Source organism: Ramlibacter sp., assembly GCF_041916345.1.
In the GTDB taxonomy this organism is placed as follows: domain Bacteria; phylum Pseudomonadota; class Gammaproteobacteria; order Burkholderiales; family Burkholderiaceae_C; genus Ramlibacter.
Window position 1 is genome coordinate 1 of record NZ_JAYRZR010000046.1, and the last position, 18,715, is coordinate 18,715.

Below are 18,715 nucleotides of genomic sequence, written 5' to 3' on the forward strand. Positions count from 1 at the left end.
TCGCGTCCTTGGCGGCCGCGCTCTGCTCGCGCTCGTAGGCGCGCGCCAGGTGCGCGATGTAGTCGGCCGGGTGGTAGTAGCTGATGTACTGCAGCGCGGCGGCGATGGATTCGACGAGGTCGGCTTGCCGGATGGAGGTGGACATGGTGGGCGGGACGTTGGTTCGGGGGAAGCGCCGGGAATTATCCCGTACCCGGCTTGACGGCAGCTTGCACCCGCCGGGCGGCGCGGTGCGCGGCGAACGGTCGCGCTAAGCTTGCGGGCTCGCCGTCGGCGCAGGCGCCGCGGCCCTTCACCGCATCAAGGAACGACCGTGTTCAAGCCATGGATCACAGCGGCTGCGCTGGCGCTGGCGGCGCTGGCCGCCGGGGCCCAGCAGGCCACGCCCGCGCAGACCACCACGAACCTCGCCGTCGAGGTGCTCGCCACCGTGAACAAGAAGGTGCCCGGCACGCAGGATGGCGCGCTGCGCCGCTGCCAGGCCTACGTGGCCGAGGCGCAGTCCGCCGAGAAGCTGGGCGCCAAGGACGTGGCTGCGCGCAACTGGGAGCGCGCGGCACGCGGCTGCAAGCAGGAGGCGAACATCGCCTGCCGGGCCCACAAGTGGGCCGCGCCGGGCGGCCACTGCCAGGTGCTGGCGCGCTAGCCGCGCTCAGTGCTTGCCGGACGGCGCCGCCATCAGCCGGTCGGTGTAGGCGATGGCCATGGCCGAGAAGAGAAAGGCGATGTGGATCACCGTCTGCGCGATCAGCACCTTCTCGGAGTAGTTGTCGGCGTTGATGAAGGTCTTCAGCAGGTGGATGGAGCTGATGCCGATGATGGCGGTGGCCAGCTTCACCTTCAGCACCGAGGCGTTCACGTGACTCAGCCATTCGGGCTGGTCGGGGTGGCTCTGCAGGCCCATGCGGCTGACGAAGGTCTCGTAGCCGCCGACGATCACCATGATCAGCAGGTTGGAGATCATCACCACGTCGATCAGCGCCAGCACCACCAGCATGATGATGGTCTCGTTCAGCGAGGTGATGGGCACGTCGGACTTGTAGCCGATGCTCGTCACCAGCGCCTGCAGGCCCGCCTGGCTGCCTGCCGCGGCTTCCACCAGGTGCCACAACTCGATCAGGAAGTGCACCACGTAGACCGCCTGCGCGGCGATCAGGCCCAGGTACAGCGGCAGCTGCAGCCAGCGGCTGGCGAAGATGAGGTTGGGCAGCGGGCGCAGGGGCGAAGTACGGCCGATGCCGGGGTCCTGTTGCATGGGGAGGGGCGCTGCCGGTCGGACGGCAGGCGGTTGTCACGGATGAGCGCGATTGTAGATTCCTGCCGCGAGGCGGGGTAAATTTGCCAGTTCGGCGCCAGTCAGACCCTTGTAAGAGCGAAAACTGACATTAACGCCCGCCTTTCCACCCATTTGAGGAGACATCCATGAGCGCCATCGAGTCGGTCCTGGTCGAGAACCGCGTCTTTCCCCCCGCCGAGGCGATCGTCCGTGCCGCGCGCATCTCCGGCATGGCCGCCTACGAGGCGATGTGCAAGGAAGCCGAGACCGACTTCGAAGGCTACTGGGCGAAGCTTGCCCGTGCCAACGTGGTGTGGACCAAGCCCTTCACCCGCACGCTCGACGAGTCCAACGCCCCCTTCTACAAGTGGTTCGACGACGGCGAGCTGAACGCCAGCGCCAACTGCCTGGACAAGCACATCGGCACGCCGGTCGAGAACAAGACCGCGATCCACTTCGAGGCCGACGACGGCCAGGTCACGAGCGTGACCTACAAGGAGCTGCTGGCCCGCGTGAGCCAGTTCGCCAATGCGCTGAAGGCCCAGGGCATCGGCAAGGGCGACCGCGTCATCATCTACATGCCGATGACGATCGAGGGCGTGGTGGCCATGCAGGCCTGCGCGCGCATCGGCGCCACCCACAGCGTGGTGTTCGGCGGCTTCTCCGCCAAGAGCCTGCACGAGCGCATCATCGACGCCGGCGCGGTGGCCGTGGTGACCGCCAACTACCAGATGCGCGGCGGCAAGGAGCTGGGCCTGAAGTCCATCGTGGACGAGGCGCTGGCCATGGGCGGCTGCGACACGCTCAAGAGCGTGCTGGTCTACTTGCGCACGCCCACCGCCTGCAACATGGTGGCTGGCCGCGACAAGACCTTCGACGAGGTGCTGGCGGGCCAGTCCGACCAGTGCGCCCCCGTGCCGGTGGGCGCCGAGCACCCGCTGTTCATCCTCTACACCTCGGGCTCCACCGGCAAGCCCAAGGGCGTGCAGCATTCCACCGGCGGCTACCTGCTGTGGGCCAACCTCACGATGCAGTGGACGTTCGACATCCAGCCGTCCGACGTGTTCTGGTGCACGGCCGACATCGGCTGGATCACCGGCCACACCTACGTGGCCTACGGCCCGCTGGCCGCGGGCGCCACGCAGGTCGTCTTCGAGGGCGTGCCCACCTACCCGCACGCCGGCCGCTTCTGGCAGATGATCGAGAAGCACAAGGTCTCGATCTTCTATACCGCGCCCACCGCGATCCGCTCGCTCATCAAGGCGTCGGAGACCGACGAGAAGGTGCACCCGAAGAACTGGAACCTGTCGTCGCTGCGCATCCTGGGCAGCGTGGGCGAGCCCATCAACCCCGAGGCCTGGATGTGGTACTACCGCCATGTGGGCGGCGAGCGCTGCCCCATCGTGGACACCTTCTGGCAGACCGAGACCGGCGGCCACATGATCACGCCGCTGCCGGGCGCCACGCCGCTGGTGCCGGGCTCATGCACGCTGCCGCTGCCGGGCATCATGGCCGCCATCGTCGACGAGCAGGGCCATGACATGCCCCATGGCTCCGGCGGCATCCTGGTCGTCAAGCGCCCCTGGCCCTCGATGATCCGCACCATCTGGGGTGACCCCGAGCGCTTCAAGAAGAGCTACTTCCCCGAGGAGCTGAAGGGCCTGTATCTCGCCGGCGACGGCGCGGTGCGCAGCGCCGATCGCGCGTACTTCCGCATCACCGGCCGCATCGACGACGTGCTCAACGTCTCCGGCCACCGCCTGGGCACGATGGAGATCGAGTCCGCGCTGGTCGCCAAGACCGATCTCGTGGCCGAAGCTGCCGTGGTGGGCCGCCCCGACGACCTGACGGGCGAGGCGATCTGCGCCTTCGTGGTGCTGAAGCGCCCGCGCCCCACCGGCGAGGAGGCGAAGAAGATCGCCGACGAGCTGCGCGCCTGGGTCGGCAAGGAGATCGGCCCGATCGCCAAGCCCAAGGACATCCGCTTCGGCGACAACCTGCCCAAGACGCGCAGCGGCAAGATCATGCGCCGCCTGCTGCGCAGCCTGGCCAAGGGCGAGGCCGTCACGCAGGACACCAGCACGCTGGAGAACCCGGCCATCCTGGACCAGCTGGCCGAGCGCTCCTGAGCGCCCCGGGGCCGGGCGTGCCCGGCCATGAAAAAAGCCCGCGCAAGCGGGCTTTTTGTCTGGTGCGCGCGACGCGGCTTACTTCTGGGCCAGCACCCAGGCGGCCAGCTTCTTGGCTTCGGCTTCGTTCACCTGCGCGTTGGCGGGCATGGGCACCGGGCCCCAGACGCCCTGGCCCCCCTTGATGATCTTGACGGCCAGCTTGTCCACGGCGTCCTTCTGGCCGGCGTACTTGGCGGCCACTTCCTTGTAGGCGGGGCCGACCAGCTTCTTGTCGACGGCATGGCAGGCCATGCAGTTCTTGGCCGTGGCCAGGGCCTGGTCGGCCATGGCGGGGGCGGAAAGCGCGGCCAGGGTGGCCATCGCGAACAGGGCACGTTTCATTGCAGGGTCCTTCGGGGGTGGTTGGAGTACAGTTCCTTCAACGCGATTGTACGGACCGGGGTTGACGCCGCCGGTACTGGAAAATGCCACACCTTTCGGGGGAATTTGCATGTACCTGCTCGGCCTAGGGATCCTGTTGCTGTTGATGAAGTACCTGGAGGTCGGCCCGGTGGCCGAATGGTCGTGGTGGGCCGTGCTCGCCCCGTTCGGTGGCGCCGCGCTGTGGTGGGCCTGGGCCGACTACACCGGCTACACCAAGCGCCGCGCCGTCGACAAGGAAAACAAGCGCAAGCAGGAGCGCATCGACAAGCAGCGCGAGCAGCTGGGCCTTGGCGTGCGCAAGACCAGGAAGTAGGCGCGCCCGCCCTGGCAGCTCGGGCCAGCTGGCAGGCTGACCCCTCCTGGGCCCCCGTCTGCGCGGGGGCGACGCACCCGTCCGTCATGCCCGCGCAGGCGGGCATCCAGGAGACGTCAGTACAGGTCCAGCACGGCGCCCTTGCTGGCGCTGGCGGCATTGAAGGCGAACTTCGCCTGCACGCCACGCGTGTAGCGCGGCGCGGGGGGCTTCCACGCGGCGCGGCGCTTCGCGAGTTCCTCGGCTGGCACGTTCAGCTCCAGCTTCAGCTGGTGGGCATCGATGGTGATGGAGTCACCTTCGTGCACCAGCGCGATCGTGCCACCGGCGGCCGCCTCGGGCGCCACGTGGCCCACCACCATGCCCCAGGTGCCGCCCGAGAAGCGGCCGTCGGTGATCAGGCCCACGCTTTCGCCCAGGCCGGCGCCGATGAGGGCGCCGGTGGGCGCCAGCATCTCGGGCATGCCCGGGCCGCCCTTGGGGCCGAGATAGCGCAGCACCATCACGTCACCGGCGACGATCTTGCCGTCCAGGATGGCCTGCAGCGCCGACTGCTCGTCGTCGAACACGCGCGCCGGGCCGGTGATCACCGGGTTCTTCAGGCCGGTGATCTTGGCCACCGCGCCCTCGGGCGAGAGGTTGCCCTTGAGGATGGCCAGGTGGCCCTGCGCGTACATCGGGTCGCTGATCGGACGGATCACGTCCTGGTCGGCCCGCGGCTGGTCGGGCACGTCCTTCAGCACTTCGGCGATGGTCTGGCCGGTGATGGTGAGGCAGTCGCCATGCAGCAGGCCGGCGTTCAGCAGGAGCTTCATCACCTGCGGGATGCCGCCGGCCTGGTGCAGGTCCACCGCCAGGTACTTGCCGCTGGGCTTGAGGTCGCACAGCACTGGCGTGCGCTGGCGGATGCGCTCGAAGTCGTCGATGGTCCACTCCACGCCCGCCGCATGCGCAATGGCCAGGAAGTGCAGCACCGCGTTGGTGGAGCCGCCGGTGGCCATGATGACGGCCACGGCGTTCTCGATCGCCTTCCTGGTGACGATGTCGCGCGGCTTGATGTCCTTCTTGATCGCCTCGATCAGCACGCGCGCGGATTCCTTGGCGGAGTTCTGCTTCTCGTCGTGCGGGTTGGCCATGGTGGAGGAGTAGGGCAGCGAGATGCCCAGCGCCTCGAAGGCCGACGACATGGTGTTGGCGGTGTACATGCCGCCGCAGGAGCCGGTGCCGGGGATGGCGTGCTGCTCGATGTCCTTCAGTTCCTGGTCGCTGATCTTGCCGGCGGCGTTCTGGCCCACGGCCTCGAACACGCTCACGATGTTCAGGTCCTGGCCCTTCCACTTGCCGGGCAGGATGGTGCCGCCGTACACGTAGATCGCGGGCACGTTGGCGCGCAGCATGCCCATCAGGCCGCCGGGCATGTTCTTGTCGCAGCCGCCGATGACGACCACGCCGTCCATCCACTGGCCCTGCACGCAGGTCTCGATGCAGTCGGAGATGACCTCGCGGCTGACCAGGCTGTACTTCATGCCCTCGGTGCCCATGGCCATGCCGTCGCTGATGGTGGGCGTGCCGAAGATCTGCGGGTTGCCGCCGGCCTCCAGGATGCCCTGCACGGCGGCATCGGCCAGCTTCTGCAGGCCGCTGTTGCACGGCGTGATCGTGCTGTGGCCGTTGGCCACGCCGACCATGGGCTTGCCGAAGTCGCCTTCCTGGTAGCCCATGCCGTAGTACATGGAGCGGTTGGGCGCGCGCGACTTGCCCTGGGTGATGTTGTCGCTGCGCAGGTGCAGCGTGACGGGCTTGGTGTCCATGGGGTGAGTCCTCGGGTCGATGCGGAAATGCGCGCAGTATGCGCCGGGCGGTTGATTCTTTCCAATCCATTCCTTCGTGTCCATTGATATGCTCAGCGTATGAAGGAACCCTGGGTGGAGCTGCGCCTGTGGCGCCAGTTCGTGGCCGTGGCCGAAGAGCTGCACTTCGGCCGAGCGGCCGCGCGCCTGCACATGACGCAGCCGCCGCTGACGCAGGCCATCGCCCACCTGGAGCGCCTGCTGGGCGTGCGCCTGTTCGACCGCACGCAGCGCCGCGTGGCGCTCACCCCCGCTGGGGAGGCCTTGCTGCCATCGGCGCGCGACCTGCTGGCCCGCGCGCAGGCCCTGCCCGGGCAGGCGCGCGCGGTGGCGGGCGGCGAGGTGGGCCGCCTGCGCATCGGCTTCGTCTCCACCATCGGCTTCAGCCTGCTGCCGCAATGGCTGCGCGGCTTCCGCGCGGCGCACCCTGGCGTGCAGATGGAACTGTTCGAGGCCACCGGCGACCAGCAGCTGCCGATGCTGGAGCGCGGCGAGATCGACGCCGGCTTCGTGCTGCACTCGCCCGGATTCGCACCGACAGGCCTGCCCGGCCGCGTGGTCGCACGCGAGCCGCTCGTGCTGGCGCTGCCCGAGGCGCACCCGCTCGCGCAGGTGAAGCGCCTGGCGCTCTCCGCGGTGCTGGCCGAGCCGGTGGTGCTGTTCCCGCGGCGCATCGTGCCCTCGCTGCACGACGCGCTGTTCGGCATGTACCACGCCGCCGGCCGCGAGCCGCGCATCGCGCAGGAGGCCATCCAGATGCAGACCATCGTCAATCTGGTCTCCGCCGGCCTGGGCCTGGCCTGGGTGCCGGCGAGCGTGCGCGAGTTCCAGCGCGCGGGCGTGGTCTACCGCGAGGTGCAGGGCGCGGGCGCGAAGCAGGTGCCGGGGTGTGAGACGAGCCTGGTATGGGCGGCGCAGACGCCGGTGGTGGAGCGGTTCGTGGCGTTCGTGCGGGGGCAGGGCGACTGACCCGGCGGGTCCGCTCCCCGCGGGCACAATACCGCCCCATGCTGCAATACCCCAAGATCGACCCGGTCGCGCTGCAGATCGGTCCGATCGCCGTGCACTGGTACGGCCTGACCTACCTGGCCGCTTTCGGCCTGTTCATGCTGCTGGCGCACTGGCGCCTGAAGCATGAGCCGTTCGCGTCCGTGCAGGGCGCGGCGGCCTGGACGCGGCGCGACATCGAGGACATGCTGTTCCTGGGCGTGATGGGCGTGATCATTGGCGGCCGGCTGGGCTACGTGCTGTTCTACAAGCCGGGTCACTACCTGCAGAACCCGGCCGAGATCTTCGCGATCTGGAAGGGGGGCATGAGCTTCCATGGCGGCATGCTGGGCGTGATCGCCTCGCAGTACTGGTTCGCGCGCTCGCGCGGCAAGCCCTTCCTGCAGGTGATGGACTTCGTGGCGCCCTGCATTCCCACCGGGCTGGGTGCCGGGCGCATCGGCAACTTCATCAACGGGGAATTGTGGGGCCGGCCGGCCGATGCCACGCTGCCCTGGGGCATGGTGTTCCCGCAGAGTGGCAGCCTGCAGCCGCGCCACCCCTCGCAGATCTACCAGTTCCTGCTGGAAGGCATCGTGCTGTTCGTGCTGCTGTGGCTGTACGCGCGCCACCCGCGCAAGCCGGCCCAAGTGTCCGCGGCCTTCCTGGTGGGCTACGGCATCGTGCGCTTCATCGCCGAATACTTCCGCGAGCCCGATGCGCACCTGGGCCTGCTGGCCCTGGGCATGAGCATGGGGCAGTGGCTGTGCGTGCCCATGGTCGTCGGCGGCGTGGGCCTGTGGCTGTGGGCCGAGCGCCGCGGCACCCCGCAGGCGACCACCGGCAACGGCAAGACCGCGTAGCTTCCGCGCGACGCGGGTTTGCGAGCACTCGACGGCCGCTGCGGCAAGCCTCATCATTACCCGTAATTACAGATAATCACGCCGGATTCGACCGCCCCGCACCGCCAGACCTTGCCCATGCGTCTCGTCCATCAATCCCTGCACGACGAAGTGGCCTCCCAGCTGCGGGATCGCATCTTCGCGGGCGAGCTGGCGCCCGGCATGTTCCTGGATGAGGTGCAGCTGGCCGAGCAGATGAAGATCTCGCGCACGCCGCTGCGCGAGGCGCTCAAGGTGCTCACGGCGGAAGGCCTTCTGCGGCATGAGCCGCGGCGTGGCTGCTTCGTGACCGAGGTGACCGAGCAGGACCTGGACGAGATCTTCCCCGTCATCGCGCTGCTGGAGGGGCGCTGCGCCTATGAGGCCGCGCAGCAGGCCACGGATGCCGACCTGCAGGCCCTGGAGGCGTTGCACGACAAGCTGCAGCGGCACGCGCGCGCGGGCCGCATCAATGCCTACTACGAAGCCAACTTCGCCATCCACGAGGCCATCATCGCGCTCGCTGGCAACCGCTGGCTGGCCGGCGCCATCAGCGGCCTGCGCAAGATCGTGAAGCTGGCGCGCCTGCAGCAGCTGCATGCGCCCGGCCGGCTGGAGCAGAGCCTGTCGGAGCACCTGGCCGTGTTCGCCGCGCTGAAGGCCCGCGACGCCGAGGGGGCCGAGGCCGCCATGCGCACCCATCTCACCCGCCAGCGCGAGGCGCTGCGCGCGCTGGCGCGGGCCCAGCGTTCGAGGCTCGCATCATGAACATCGGCGGCCTGCTCACGCGTGGCACGGATCGCAAGGCGACGGAGCGTCGGGCATCGGCCATGCTGGCCGCCAACGTGCCGTCCTCCCGTACCGAGGCGCCGCATCGCCCGCCCGAGGGTGAGCGGCCCCTGCCCGAGCGCCTGGCGGCCAGCTTCCGCAAGCCCGGCGAGGCGCTCAGCCCGCGCGAGCTGCGGCAGCTGCTGGAGCAGTTGCGGGACATCGTCGACCCGCGGGTGAGCGAGGTAGAAGGTGGCCGCCGCGCGAAGGCGCTGGAGACCTGGTATGCCGCCGCCGCGCCTGCCGCCCGGCGTGACCTGTGGCTGCTGATGAGCGAGCAGTTCATGGCCGACCCCGAGAAGGTGCGCAAGGCGCAGGCCCAGTACGCCGCGGCCGTGGGCACGCCCGACGAGGCCGCCGCCGAGGTGCTGTACCGCCGGGCCACCGTGTCGCCGCGGCGCCGCGTGCTGCAGCGCTTCAGCGCCGACGAGGACGGCATCCGCTTCCTGGTGGACATGCGCGGCGAGATGCAGCCCTGGCTGAAGGGCGACGCCCGGCTGCGCGCACTCGACGTCGAGATGGAGTACATGTTCTCCACCTGGTTCGACGTCGGCTTCCTGGAGCTGCGGCGCATCAGCTGGGACTCGCCCGCCTCGCTGGTGGAGAAGCTGATCAAGTACGAGGCGGTGCACGACATCCGCAGCTGGGCCGACGTGAAGAACCGGCTCGACTCCGACCGCCGCTGCTACGGCTTCTTCCACCCGCGCCTGCCGGGCGAGCCGCTCATCTTCGTGGAGGTGGCGCTGACCGATGCTGTTGTCGGCAGCATCACGCCGCTGCTGGACGAGACCGCGGCGCCGGCCGACCTCTCGAAGGCCACCACCGCCATCTTCTACTCCATCAGCAACACCCAGCCGGGCCTGCGCGGCGTGAGCTTCGGCGATTCGCTCATCAAGCAGGTGGTGCAGACGCTGAAAGCCGAGTTCCCGCGGCTGAAGGTCTTCGCCACGCTGTCGCCCATTCCCGGCCTGCGGGCCTGGATGAACCGCGTGGCCCCGGCCGAGCTGATGGCGCGGCTGGACGACCCGCTGGCACTCGGCCCGAAGGCGCCCGAGCGCGCCGAGCTGCTGGCCTGGGCGGCCCGCTACCTCGGCCGCGAGCTGGACGATGGCAAGCCGCTGGATCCGGTTGCGCGCTTCCACCTCGGCAACGGCGCCCGGGTGGAGCGCCTCAACTGGGCCGGCGACCCCTCCGCCAAGGGGCTGCGCCAGTCCTTCGGGCTGATGGTCAACTACCTGTACGACCTGCGGCGCCTGGATCGCCACCGGTCGATGCTGGCGCGCGGAGAAATCCCGATATCAGGCGACATCGAAGCGCTCTATCGTTAGCGTGCATCCATTTCGACGACACCAAGGAGACAAGCCATGCAGTCCATCCGCCTTCCCCGGCGCACCCTTCTGCGCGCCGTGGCCGGCAGCGCCGCCGTGTGCGCGCTGCCCCGCCTCGCGCAGGCCCAGGCCTGGCCCACGCGGCCGGTGAACCTGATCGTGCCCTTTCCCGCCGGCGGCGGGACGGACGCCTTCGCGCGGCCGTTGTCGGCGCAGTTCGCCAAGAACACCGGCCGCCAGCTCGTGATCGAGAACAAGGGCGGGGCCGGCGGCACGCTGGGCGCTGGCCTCGCGGCCAAGGCGCCGGCGGACGGCTACAACCTCTTCATGGGCGCGGTGCACCACACCATCGCCCCTTCCATGTACCCCCGGCTCGACTACGACCTCGAGCGCGATCTGATTCCCCTCACCCTCGTGGCCAGCGTGCCGCAGGTGGTGGTGGTCAACCCGAAGAACATGCCGCAGGCGGACTTCAAGGCCTTTCTGGAGACGGTGCGCAAGAGCCCGGGCAAGTTCAACTACGGCTCCGCTGGCACGGGCACCTCGCACCACCTGGCCGGCGAGCTGTTCAAGCAGCAGACCAAGACCTTCATCACCCACATCCCCTACACCGGTGCCGGCCCGGCCCTGCGCGACCTGGTCGGCGGCCAGGTGGACATGATGTTCGACGGCCTGGGCTCCTCCGCGGCGCACATCAAGGGCGGCCGCATCAAGGCACTCATGGTCTCTGGCACCAAGCGCAGCGCCGCCTTCCCCGATGTGCCGTGCGCGGCCGAGGTCGGCCTGCCAGACTACACGGTGACCACGTGGTACGGCCTCTGGGGCCCCAAGGGCATGCCCGCGGATGCGCAGAAGGCCGTGGTGGACGAGGTGCGCAAGGCCGTCCAGTCCGACGAACTGAAGGCCATCTGGGCCAACCAGGGCGCCGAGTTCCCCAATCTCACCCAGCAGCAATTCGCTGCCCACGTCAGCGCCGAGATCAAGCGCTGGGCTACCGTGGTCAAGGCCTCGGGCGCCAAGCTCGACTGAGGGGGTGGCGCTTGCCGGGTGAGATCCGCATCGAGCGCCAGGGTGCCATCGCCCATGTGGTGCTGTCGCATCCCGGCAAGCTCAACGCCATGTCGCGCGGCATGTGGCGCGCGCTGCGCGAGGCCTTCCAGTCCTTGCACGCCGACACGGAATGCCGCGCCATCCTGCTGCAAGGCGAGGGCGGCCACTTCTGCGCCGGCGGCGACATCGCCGAGTACCCCGAGTTCCGTTTCGATCCCGCGGCGCTGGCCGACTTCCACGAGCGCGACGTGTGGGGTGGCCTTTCGGCCGTGCTCGATTGCGACGTGCCGGTCATCGCCTGCATCGAGGGCGCCTGCATGGGCGCCGGCGTGGAGATCGCGTCGTGCTGCGACCTGCGGCATGCCGGCGCCTCCGCGAAGTTCGGCGCCCCCATCGCGCGCCTGGGCTTCCCCATGGCCCCGCGCGAGATGGAGGTGGTGCTGGCCGCCGCCGGCGAGGCCACCGTGCGCGAGATGCTGCTGGCCGCCAGCGCGGTGGACGCGGCCGAGATGAAGGCGCGCGGCTTCCTGCACGCCGTGTGGCCTGATGCCGATGTGGCGGCCCACGCGCTGCACCTGGCCGAGCGAATTGCCCGGCTGGCGCCGCAGGCCGCGCGGCTGAACAAGCAGGCCCTGCGCCGCCTGCGGGCGTACCATCCGGTCGCGCGCTGGAGCGCGGCGGAACTGGCCGCGGCCTATGCCTACGCCCCTGGCGAGGAGCACCGCGAGGGCGTGAGCGCGTTCCTGGACAAACGACAACCCCGCTTCTGATGCAAAACGACAACCTGTTCGCGGCCCTGCGGGCTGCCTTTCCGCGTGACCTGGACGCCGTGGCGGTGGAAACCGACGACGGCCTGGCCTACTCCTGGCGCGACCTGGATCGCGCCACGGCCATGCTGGCCAACCTGCTGGGCTCGCTGGGCCTGGCCGAGGGCGCGCGCGTGGCGGTGCAGGTGGAGAAGTCGGTCGAGGCGATGCTGCTGTACCTGGCCACGCTGCGCGCGGGCTACGTGTTCCTGCCGCTCAACACCGCCTACCAGCAGGCCGAGATCGCCTACTTCATCGAGAACGCCGAGCCCGCCGTGGTGGTCACCACGCCGAAGAACTTCGGCTGGGTGAGCCGCATCGCCTTCCAGGCCGGCACGCGCCACGTGTTCACGCTGGGCGATGACCGCACCGGCACCCTGCTGGACCGCGCTTCGCACTGCAGTGACCAGCAGCAGCCGGCCGTGAAGGGCATCGACGACCTGGCCGCCATCCTCTACACCAGCGGCACCACCGGGCGCAGCAAGGGCGCCATGCTCTCGCACGGCAACCTGCTGTCCAACGCGCGCGTGCTCAAGGACTACTGGGGCTGGGTGCCCGGCGACGTGCTGATCCACGCGCTGCCCATCTTCCACGTGCACGGCCTGTTCGTGGCCCTGCATGGCGCGCTGCTCAATGGCAGCCAGATGCTGTGGCTCAACAAGTTCGATCCGCGCAAGGTGATCGAGCGCCTGCCGCGTGCCACCGTGTTCATGGGCGTGCCCACGCTCTACACGCGCATGCTGGCGGAGCCCGCGCTCACGCGCGAGGCGGCCTCGCACATGCGGCTGTTCATCTCCGGCTCGGCGCCGCTGCTGATCGAGACCTTCAACGACTGGCAGGCGCGCACCGGCCATACCATCCTGGAACGCTACGGCATGAGCGAGACGATCATGCTCACCTCCAACCCGTATCGCGCGCAGGATGGCGAGCGCCGCGGCGGCACGGTGGGCTTCCCGCTGCCGGGCGTGGGCGTGCGCGTGCGGGACGACGCCGGCCAGCCCGTGCCCACGGGTGAGATCGGCGGCATCCAGGTGAGCGGGCCCAATGTGTTCAAGGGCTACTGGCGCATGCCCGAGAAGACGAAGGAAGAGTTCACCGAGGACGGCTGGTTCAAGACCGGCGACGTGGGCCGCATCGACGAGCGCGGCTACGTCACCATCGTCGGCCGCAGCAAGGACCTGATCATCAGCGGCGGCTACAACGTGTACCCGGCCGAGATCGAAGGCTTCATCAACGAGATGCCCGGCGTGGCCGAGAGCGCGCTGGTCGGCGTGCCGCACCCCGACTTCGGCGAGGTGGGCGTGGCGGTGGTGATCCCCAAGCCCGGTGCCCAGCTCGATGGCGAGGCGCTGATCGCCACCCTGAAGACCCAGCTTGCGAACTTCAAGATCCCCAAGAAGTGCTTCGTGGTGGCCGAGCTGCCGCGCAACACCATGGGGAAGGTGCAGAAGAACCTGCTGCGGGAGCAGTACAAGGGCTTGTTTGCCTGAAGGATGACGCGGCTCACGCCGACGCCGCCCGCCATCCCCCGGGACCGCGCCCCGCGGCGCGGATGACCGCCTTCTCGATCTCCGCCGCCACGAACACGGCGGCGCCCACGGCCAGCACGTGGCCCCACTGCGCCAGGCTCAGGTCGGTGGAGCCGAACACCTGCTGCAGCCAGGGCGCGTGGGTGAAGGCGATCTGCAGCACGGCACAGCCGGCGATGGTGACCCAAACCACCGGGTTGCCCGGCCGCTGCTGGCGCGAGAACGCGGGCTCCATGATGAAGCGGCTGTTGAGCAGGTAGAACATCTCCGCCGCCACCACCGCGTTCACGGCCATGGTGCGGGCGGTGTCCAGCGGCGTGCCGATGGCCAGTTCGGCGATGAACAGGCCCATGGTCGCGGCCATCATGAGCGCGGAGACGAACACCACGCGCCAGGCGAAGAAGCCCGACAGCAACCGCTCGCCGGGCGGCCGCGGCGGGCGGTTCATGATGCCCGGCTCGGCCGGCTCGAAGGCCAGCGCCAGGCCCAGCGTGGCGGAGGTCACCATGTTGATCCACAGCACCTGCGCCGCCGTGAGCGGCAGCGTCAGCTCGAACAGGATGGCCGCCACCACCACCAGCGCCTCGCCGCCGTTGGTGGGCAGCATGAACAGGATGAACTTGCGGATGTTGTCGTACACCGCGCGGCCTTCGCGCACGGCAGCCGCGAGGGTGGCGAAGTTGTCGTCGGCCAGCACGATGGCGCTGGCCTCCTTGGCGGCCTCGGTCCCCTTGCCGCCCATCGCCACGCCCACGTCGGCGCACTTGAGCGCCGGCGCGTCGTTCACGCCATCGCCTGTCATCGCGACCACTTCGCCATGCGCCTGCAGGGCCTTCACCAGCCGCAGCTTGTGCTCCGGCGAGGCCCGTGCGAACACGTCCACCTCCCAGGCGATGCGGCGCAGCGCGGCGTCATCCATGAGCGCGATCTCGGCGCCAGTGACGGCCGGCTTGCCGGCGCCGATGCCCAGCTGCGCACCCACCGCACGCGCGGTCTCGGCATGGTCGCCGGTGATCATCTTCACCCGCACGCCGGCATGGTGGCAATCGCGCACGGCTTCCGTGGCCTCCAGCCGGGGCGGATCGATGATGCCGGCCAGACCCGCCATCTCGAAGCCATGGCCCAGGGTCTCCCAGGCGAGCGGCGGCTCGCCGGGGACCACACGTCGGCAGGCCAGGGCCAGCACGCGCAGGCCCTGCGCCGCCGTGTCGTTGGCCATGCGGCGCCACCAGTCGACATCCAGCGCGTGCGTGCCGTGCGCGCGCAGCTCGCCCGCGCAGTGCGCCAGCACCTGCTCGGGCGCGCCCTTCAGCAGCACCCAGCGCTCGCCATCCGGTGCCTCGTGGCAGGTCGCCATCAGCCGGTGCACGGAATCGAAAGGCAGGGTGTCCAGCCGACGCCAGGTGGCGGCCACTGCGCCATCGAGGCCGGCCTTGGCCGCCAGCACCAGCAGCGCGCCCTCGGTCGGATCGCCGTCGATGCGCCAGGTGCCCTCGTCGATGCGCAGGCCCGCGTCGTTGCACAGCAGGCCGGTGTGCAGGGCCATGCGCAGGGCGAGGTTGGCGCGCGGGTCGGCCGCGTGGCCATCGCGCTCGATGGTGCCCACCGGCGCGTACCCGAGGCCGCCGACGGCATAGACGTGCGCGCCGCACACCAGGCGCTGCACCGTCATCTCGTTGCGGGTCAGGGTGCCGGTCTTGTCACTGCAGATGACGGTGACCGAGCCCAGCGCCTCCACCGCGGGCAGCCGCCGCACGATGGCCCGGCGGCGCGCCATGCGCTGCACGCCCAATGCGAGGGTGATGGTCATCACGGCGGGCAGGCCCTCCGGGATGGCCGAGGCGGCCAGCGCCACCACCATCAGGAACATGTCGCTGGCCGCGTGGCCGCGCCACAGTACGCCCAGCGCGAACGTGGCCGCCGCCAGGGCCACGATGGCCGCGGCCAGCAGCTGGCCGAAGCGGCCGATCTGCCGCAGCAGGGGCGTGGCCAGGGCCGCGACGCCGCCCACCAGGCGGTTGATGCGGCCCAGCTCCGTGGCCGCGCCCGTGTGCACCACCAGGCCCTCGGCCTGACCGTGCACGACCAGCGTGCCGGAGTAGGCCATGCCCTCGCGCTCGGCCAGCGGGGCGTCGTGCGCAGAGGCCACCAGAGACTTCTCCACCGGCAGCGATTCACCGGTCAGCGCCGACTCGTCCACCCGCAGTGCGTGTGCGTTCAGCAGGCGCAGATCGGCCGGCACACGGTCACCGGCGGCCAGCAGCACCACGTCGCCCGGCACCAACTCGGCGGCGTCGATCTCGCGCCGCTCGCCGTCGCGCAGCACCAGGGCATGGGGCGCCAGCAGGTCGCGAATGGCCTCCATCGCGGCTTCGGCACGCCCCTCCTGCACGAAGCCGATGAGCGCGTTCACCACCACCGCGGCCAGCAGCACGCCGGTGTCCAGCCAGTGGCCGAGCGCGGCGGTGATGACGGCCGAGACCATCATCACGTACAGCAGCACGTTGTGGAACTGCAGCAGCAGGCGCACCAGAGGGCCGCGCCGCCGGGCCGCCGCGAGCGCATTGCGACCATGCGTGAGCAGGCGGCGCTCGGCCTCGGCCTGTGCCAGGCCGCTGCGCTGGGCCTGCAGGCGCGCCTTCGCGTCTTCGCCATGCAACGTGTGCCAGGGCACCTCGGCCGCGCCAGCCGCGCCTTTCGCATGCCGGCCCGTTGCGCCGGCAGCCGCACGAGTGCCCGCGCTCATCGGGCCTGCGCGCCCTTGGGCACCACCAGCACATCGCAGGGCGATTCCGCCAGCACCGCGCGCGTCACGCTGCCGAGGAACAGGTCCTGCAGGGCGCTGCGGCCCTGCTTGCCGATGACCACCAGGTCGGGCTGCCACTGCGCCAGGGCCTGCGGGAACAGCGTGCGAACGTCACCGTCCAGCACCGTGTGGCCGGCCGAGGTGGTGCCTCGCAGGCCGGCGGCCAGGCGCTCCAGTTCGAGCAGGGCATGCCGACGCGCCTGGACCCGCCAGCCCAGGATCTCGCCTTCGTCCACCCCGGCGAGCCGCAGCTTGCCTTCGAACGGCACCTCATAGCCATGCAGCAGCCGCACTTGCGCGCCGGCGGCCAGGCGTTGCGCCGCCTCCAGTGCCGCCAGCGAAGAGGGGGAGAAGTCCACCAGGGCCAGCACCTTCTGGTACGGCGCGGCGGGCTCCGCGCGCACCACCAGCATCGGCTGGCCGGCCAGGCGCAGCAGGCGGTCCGCCGTGGTGCCCACGGCGAGCTCACGCAGCGGGTGCGTCCCACGGGCCCCCAGCACCAGCACGTCGGCATGGGCGCCCTGGGCCGCGATCAAGTCCAGCGGCCGGCCCACCGCCACCTCGCCACGAGGCGGCGTGCCATCCGGCAGGCCCAGGCGAGCGCAGAGCGCGGTCATCTCGCCGCGCGCCTCGTCGGCAAGCTGCGCCCGCGGATCGTGCCCGGGCAGCAGCCATTCGCGCAGGGCGTCGAGCGCGTCCACTTCCACTACATGCAGCAGGTCCAGGCGGGCCTGGTGCTGCCGGGCGAGCTGTGCCGCGCGGCGGGCGGCCCGGTCGGCGTCGGCCGAGAAGTCGACCGCGGCGAGCAGGGACCGGATCGGGGGCAGGGGGGCGGGCTTCGGATCAACGGCAGTAGTCATGAGGCCATTGTGCGCAGGAATGCTGCTCAGCCATGCCTTGCCGCACGGGCGCACAGGGGCTGTTCTTGCGCCAGCGCAAGTCCCTGCGCGCTGCATGTGGACAGACTGCGGCGATGGACTTTCAGCCGTCACCGCTGGCGCAGGCATGGCTGCAGCGCCTGCGTGCCTTCACCGATCGCTGGCTGCTGCCCTGCAATGCCGCGTGGCACCGGCACGCCGCCGCCGGCGAGGTGCCGCCCTTCCTGGAGGACCTGAAGGCGCTGGCGCGCGAGGAGGGTCTGTGGAACCTGTGCCTGCCACGCCTGGCACCCGACGAGCCTGGCACGCGCCTGGGCAACCTGGACTACGCACCGCTGGCCGAGCACATGGGCCGCCTCCACTGGACGGCGGAGGTGTTCAACTGCCACGCGCCCGACAGCGGCAACATGGAACTGCTGCAGCGCCATGCCACGCGGGCACAGCGCGAGCGCTGGTTGCGGCCGCTGCTGGAAGGGCGCATCCGCAGCGCGTTCGCGATGTCGGAGCCCGACGTCGCGTCGTCCGACCCCACCAACCTGCAGACCACGGTGCGGCGCGATGGCGACACCCTGGTGCTGCAGGGGCGCAAGTGGTTCATCACCGGCGCGGCGCATCCGCTGTGCCGCCTGCTGATCGTGATGGCGCGCGACGACGACGCGGCGCCCGATGACCGCCATGCCGCGCACAGCCTGGTGCTGGTGCCGGCGGACGCGCCCGGCGTGGAGGTGCTGCGCAACATCACCATCATGCAGCACGCCTCGCCCGAGGGGCATTGCGAACTGCTGCTGCGCGGCGTGCGCGTGCCGGCAGATCACCTGCTGGGCGGCTGGGGCCAGGGCTTCGCCCTCGCGCAATCGCGCCTGGGGCCGGGCCGTGTGCACCACTGCATGCGCACCATCGGCCAGTGCGAGCTGGCGCTGGAGCTCGCCTGTGACCGCGCCCTGGAACGCCGCGCCTTCGGCCGCGCACTGGCCGAGCAGGCGAACGTGCAGGAGTGGATCGCCGAATCACGCATCGAGATCGAGCAGGCCCGCCTGCTGGTGCTGCGCACCGCGTGGGCACTGGACCAGCCCGAGCCGCCGCCGGGCCTGCGGGCCGACATCGCCGCCATCAAGGTGGTGGCCGCCCGCCTGCAGACACGCGTGGTGGACCGCGCCATGCAGATCTTTGGCGCCATGGGCCTGAGCCCCGACACGCCACTGGCGTGGCTGTGGACCTGGGGCCGCGCGCTGCGCTTCATGGACGGCCCGGATGAGGTGCACCTGCGCACCATTGCGCGCACGGAGCTGGCGCAGGCGAAAGCGCGCGGGGGCGCTTCGGCGGGCTACTTCACGACGCCGGAGCAGATGGCGGCGGAGCCGCGGTGGCGGTAGGGGTTGATGGCTTCGGTGGGGGATGTGCCGCCCATCGCACAAAGTGGGTAGGCAAGAGGAACTGTGATTGCATACAGTATTCTCCATGTCGTCAATCCCATCGCCGTCATGAGCCCTTCGACCCTGCTGCGGTACCCCGATAGCCCGTGCCGGCATTGGCAGGCGGATCAGCCTGCGATCCATCGGCCCATGGGGCCTTGGCGAGTCGCTTCGCCGCCCGCGGCCTGGCGCGCCGCGCCGCGCCCGCTGGTGGCG

Annotated in this window: 16 protein-coding genes; 11 read left to right on the plus strand and 5 right to left on the minus strand. The window is 70.2% G+C overall.

The features are described from left to right. Window positions 1–313 precede the first annotated feature (313 nt). Window positions 314–646, plus strand: a complete 333-nt coding sequence (locus tag ACE3T5_RS12955) for a hypothetical protein (RefSeq protein ID WP_374668266.1) — start codon at window positions 314–316, stop codon at window positions 644–646. A gap of 6 nt (window positions 647–652) precedes the next feature. Here the strand turns inward: ACE3T5_RS12955 and ACE3T5_RS12960 are convergent, their stop codons facing one another. Next, complete coding sequence (locus ACE3T5_RS12960; RefSeq protein WP_374668268.1) at window positions 653–1,255, minus strand: YqhA family protein; 603 nt, start codon at window positions 1,253–1,255, stop codon at window positions 653–655. 167 nt (window positions 1,256–1,422) lie between these two features. On the opposite strand from ACE3T5_RS12960, the gene acs reads away from it, so the two are divergent. Beyond that, window positions 1,423–3,405, plus strand: coding sequence for an acetate--CoA ligase (gene acs / locus ACE3T5_RS12965; protein WP_374668270.1), 1,983 nt, complete (start codon window positions 1,423–1,425; stop codon window positions 3,403–3,405). Window positions 3,406–3,483: 78 nt separating this feature from the next. Here the strand turns inward: acs and ACE3T5_RS12970 are convergent, their stop codons facing one another. Further along, a complete protein-coding gene (locus tag ACE3T5_RS12970; RefSeq protein WP_374668272.1) occupies window positions 3,484–3,789 on the minus strand; it encodes a c-type cytochrome in 306 nt (101 codons plus the stop codon). A gap of 109 nt (window positions 3,790–3,898) precedes the next feature. Here ACE3T5_RS12970 and ACE3T5_RS12975 point away from each other — a divergent pair, with 109 nt between their 5' ends. Further along, the gene (locus ACE3T5_RS12975) at window positions 3,899–4,144 is read left to right on the plus strand and encodes a TIGR04438 family Trp-rich protein (protein ID WP_374668274.1); all 246 of its coding nucleotides are present in this window, start codon (window positions 3,899–3,901) and stop codon (window positions 4,142–4,144) included. A gap of 116 nt (window positions 4,145–4,260) precedes the next feature. On the opposite strand, the gene ilvD is transcribed toward ACE3T5_RS12975, so the two are convergent. After that, window positions 4,261–5,955: a dihydroxy-acid dehydratase gene (ilvD, locus tag ACE3T5_RS12980; RefSeq protein ID WP_374668276.1), complete on the minus strand. Its 1,695-nt coding sequence runs from the start codon at window positions 5,953–5,955 to the stop codon at window positions 4,261–4,263. A gap of 99 nt (window positions 5,956–6,054) precedes the next feature. Here ilvD and ACE3T5_RS12985 point away from each other — a divergent pair, with 99 nt between their 5' ends. The 7 genes from ACE3T5_RS12985 (at window position 6,055) to ACE3T5_RS13015 (ending at window position 13,364) form a co-directional block, all read left to right on the plus strand. Continuing rightward, window positions 6,055–6,963, plus strand: a complete 909-nt coding sequence (locus ACE3T5_RS12985; RefSeq protein ID WP_374668279.1) for a LysR family transcriptional regulator — start codon at window positions 6,055–6,057, stop codon at window positions 6,961–6,963. Window positions 6,964–7,001: 38 nt separating this feature from the next. Then, the gene (gene lgt / locus ACE3T5_RS12990; RefSeq protein WP_374668281.1) at window positions 7,002–7,844 is read left to right on the plus strand and encodes a prolipoprotein diacylglyceryl transferase; all 843 of its coding nucleotides are present in this window, start codon (window positions 7,002–7,004) and stop codon (window positions 7,842–7,844) included. 117 nt (window positions 7,845–7,961) lie between these two features. Continuing rightward, window positions 7,962–8,630 (plus strand): GntR family transcriptional regulator, encoded by a 669-nt coding sequence (locus ACE3T5_RS12995; RefSeq protein ID WP_374668283.1) that lies wholly within the window; start codon window positions 7,962–7,964, stop codon window positions 8,628–8,630. Between the two features lie 62 nt (window positions 8,631–8,692). Then, window positions 8,693–10,018 (plus strand): malonyl-CoA decarboxylase domain-containing protein, encoded by a 1,326-nt coding sequence (locus ACE3T5_RS13000; RefSeq protein ID WP_374668317.1) that lies wholly within the window; start codon window positions 8,693–8,695, stop codon window positions 10,016–10,018. 36 nt (window positions 10,019–10,054) lie between these two features. Beyond that, a complete protein-coding gene (locus ACE3T5_RS13005) occupies window positions 10,055–11,047 on the plus strand; it encodes a Bug family tripartite tricarboxylate transporter substrate binding protein (protein ID WP_374668285.1) in 993 nt (330 codons plus the stop codon). An 11-nt stretch (window positions 11,048–11,058) separates the two neighbouring features. Next, on the plus strand, window positions 11,059–11,838 hold the full coding sequence (locus tag ACE3T5_RS13010) for an enoyl-CoA hydratase/isomerase family protein (RefSeq protein WP_374668287.1): 780 nt from the start codon (window positions 11,059–11,061) through the stop codon (window positions 11,836–11,838). After that, window positions 11,838–13,364 (plus strand): malonyl-CoA synthase, encoded by a 1,527-nt coding sequence (locus ACE3T5_RS13015; RefSeq protein WP_374668289.1) that lies wholly within the window; start codon window positions 11,838–11,840, stop codon window positions 13,362–13,364. The genes ACE3T5_RS13010 and ACE3T5_RS13015 overlap by 1 nt, the downstream gene beginning before the upstream one ends. 13 nt (window positions 13,365–13,377) lie before the next feature. On the opposite strand, the gene ACE3T5_RS13020 is transcribed toward ACE3T5_RS13015, so the two are convergent. Both ACE3T5_RS13020 and ACE3T5_RS13025 read right to left on the minus strand, forming a co-directional pair. Further along, complete coding sequence (locus ACE3T5_RS13020) at window positions 13,378–16,149, minus strand: cation-transporting P-type ATPase (RefSeq protein ID WP_374668292.1); 2,772 nt, start codon at window positions 16,147–16,149, stop codon at window positions 13,378–13,380. Further along, window positions 16,146–17,069 carry a universal stress protein gene (locus tag ACE3T5_RS13025; RefSeq protein ID WP_374668294.1) on the minus strand — a complete coding sequence of 308 codons (924 nt, stop codon included), beginning with the start codon at window positions 17,067–17,069 and terminating at the stop codon, window positions 16,146–16,148. Before ACE3T5_RS13025 ends, ACE3T5_RS13020 begins: the two co-directional genes overlap by 4 nt. Before the next feature lie 113 nt (window positions 17,070–17,182). Here ACE3T5_RS13025 and ACE3T5_RS13030 point away from each other — a divergent pair, with 113 nt between their 5' ends. Then, window positions 17,183–18,460, plus strand: a complete 1,278-nt coding sequence (locus ACE3T5_RS13030; RefSeq protein ID WP_374668296.1) for an acyl-CoA dehydrogenase family protein — start codon at window positions 17,183–17,185, stop codon at window positions 18,458–18,460. The last annotated feature ends 255 nt before the right edge of the window (window positions 18,461–18,715 follow it).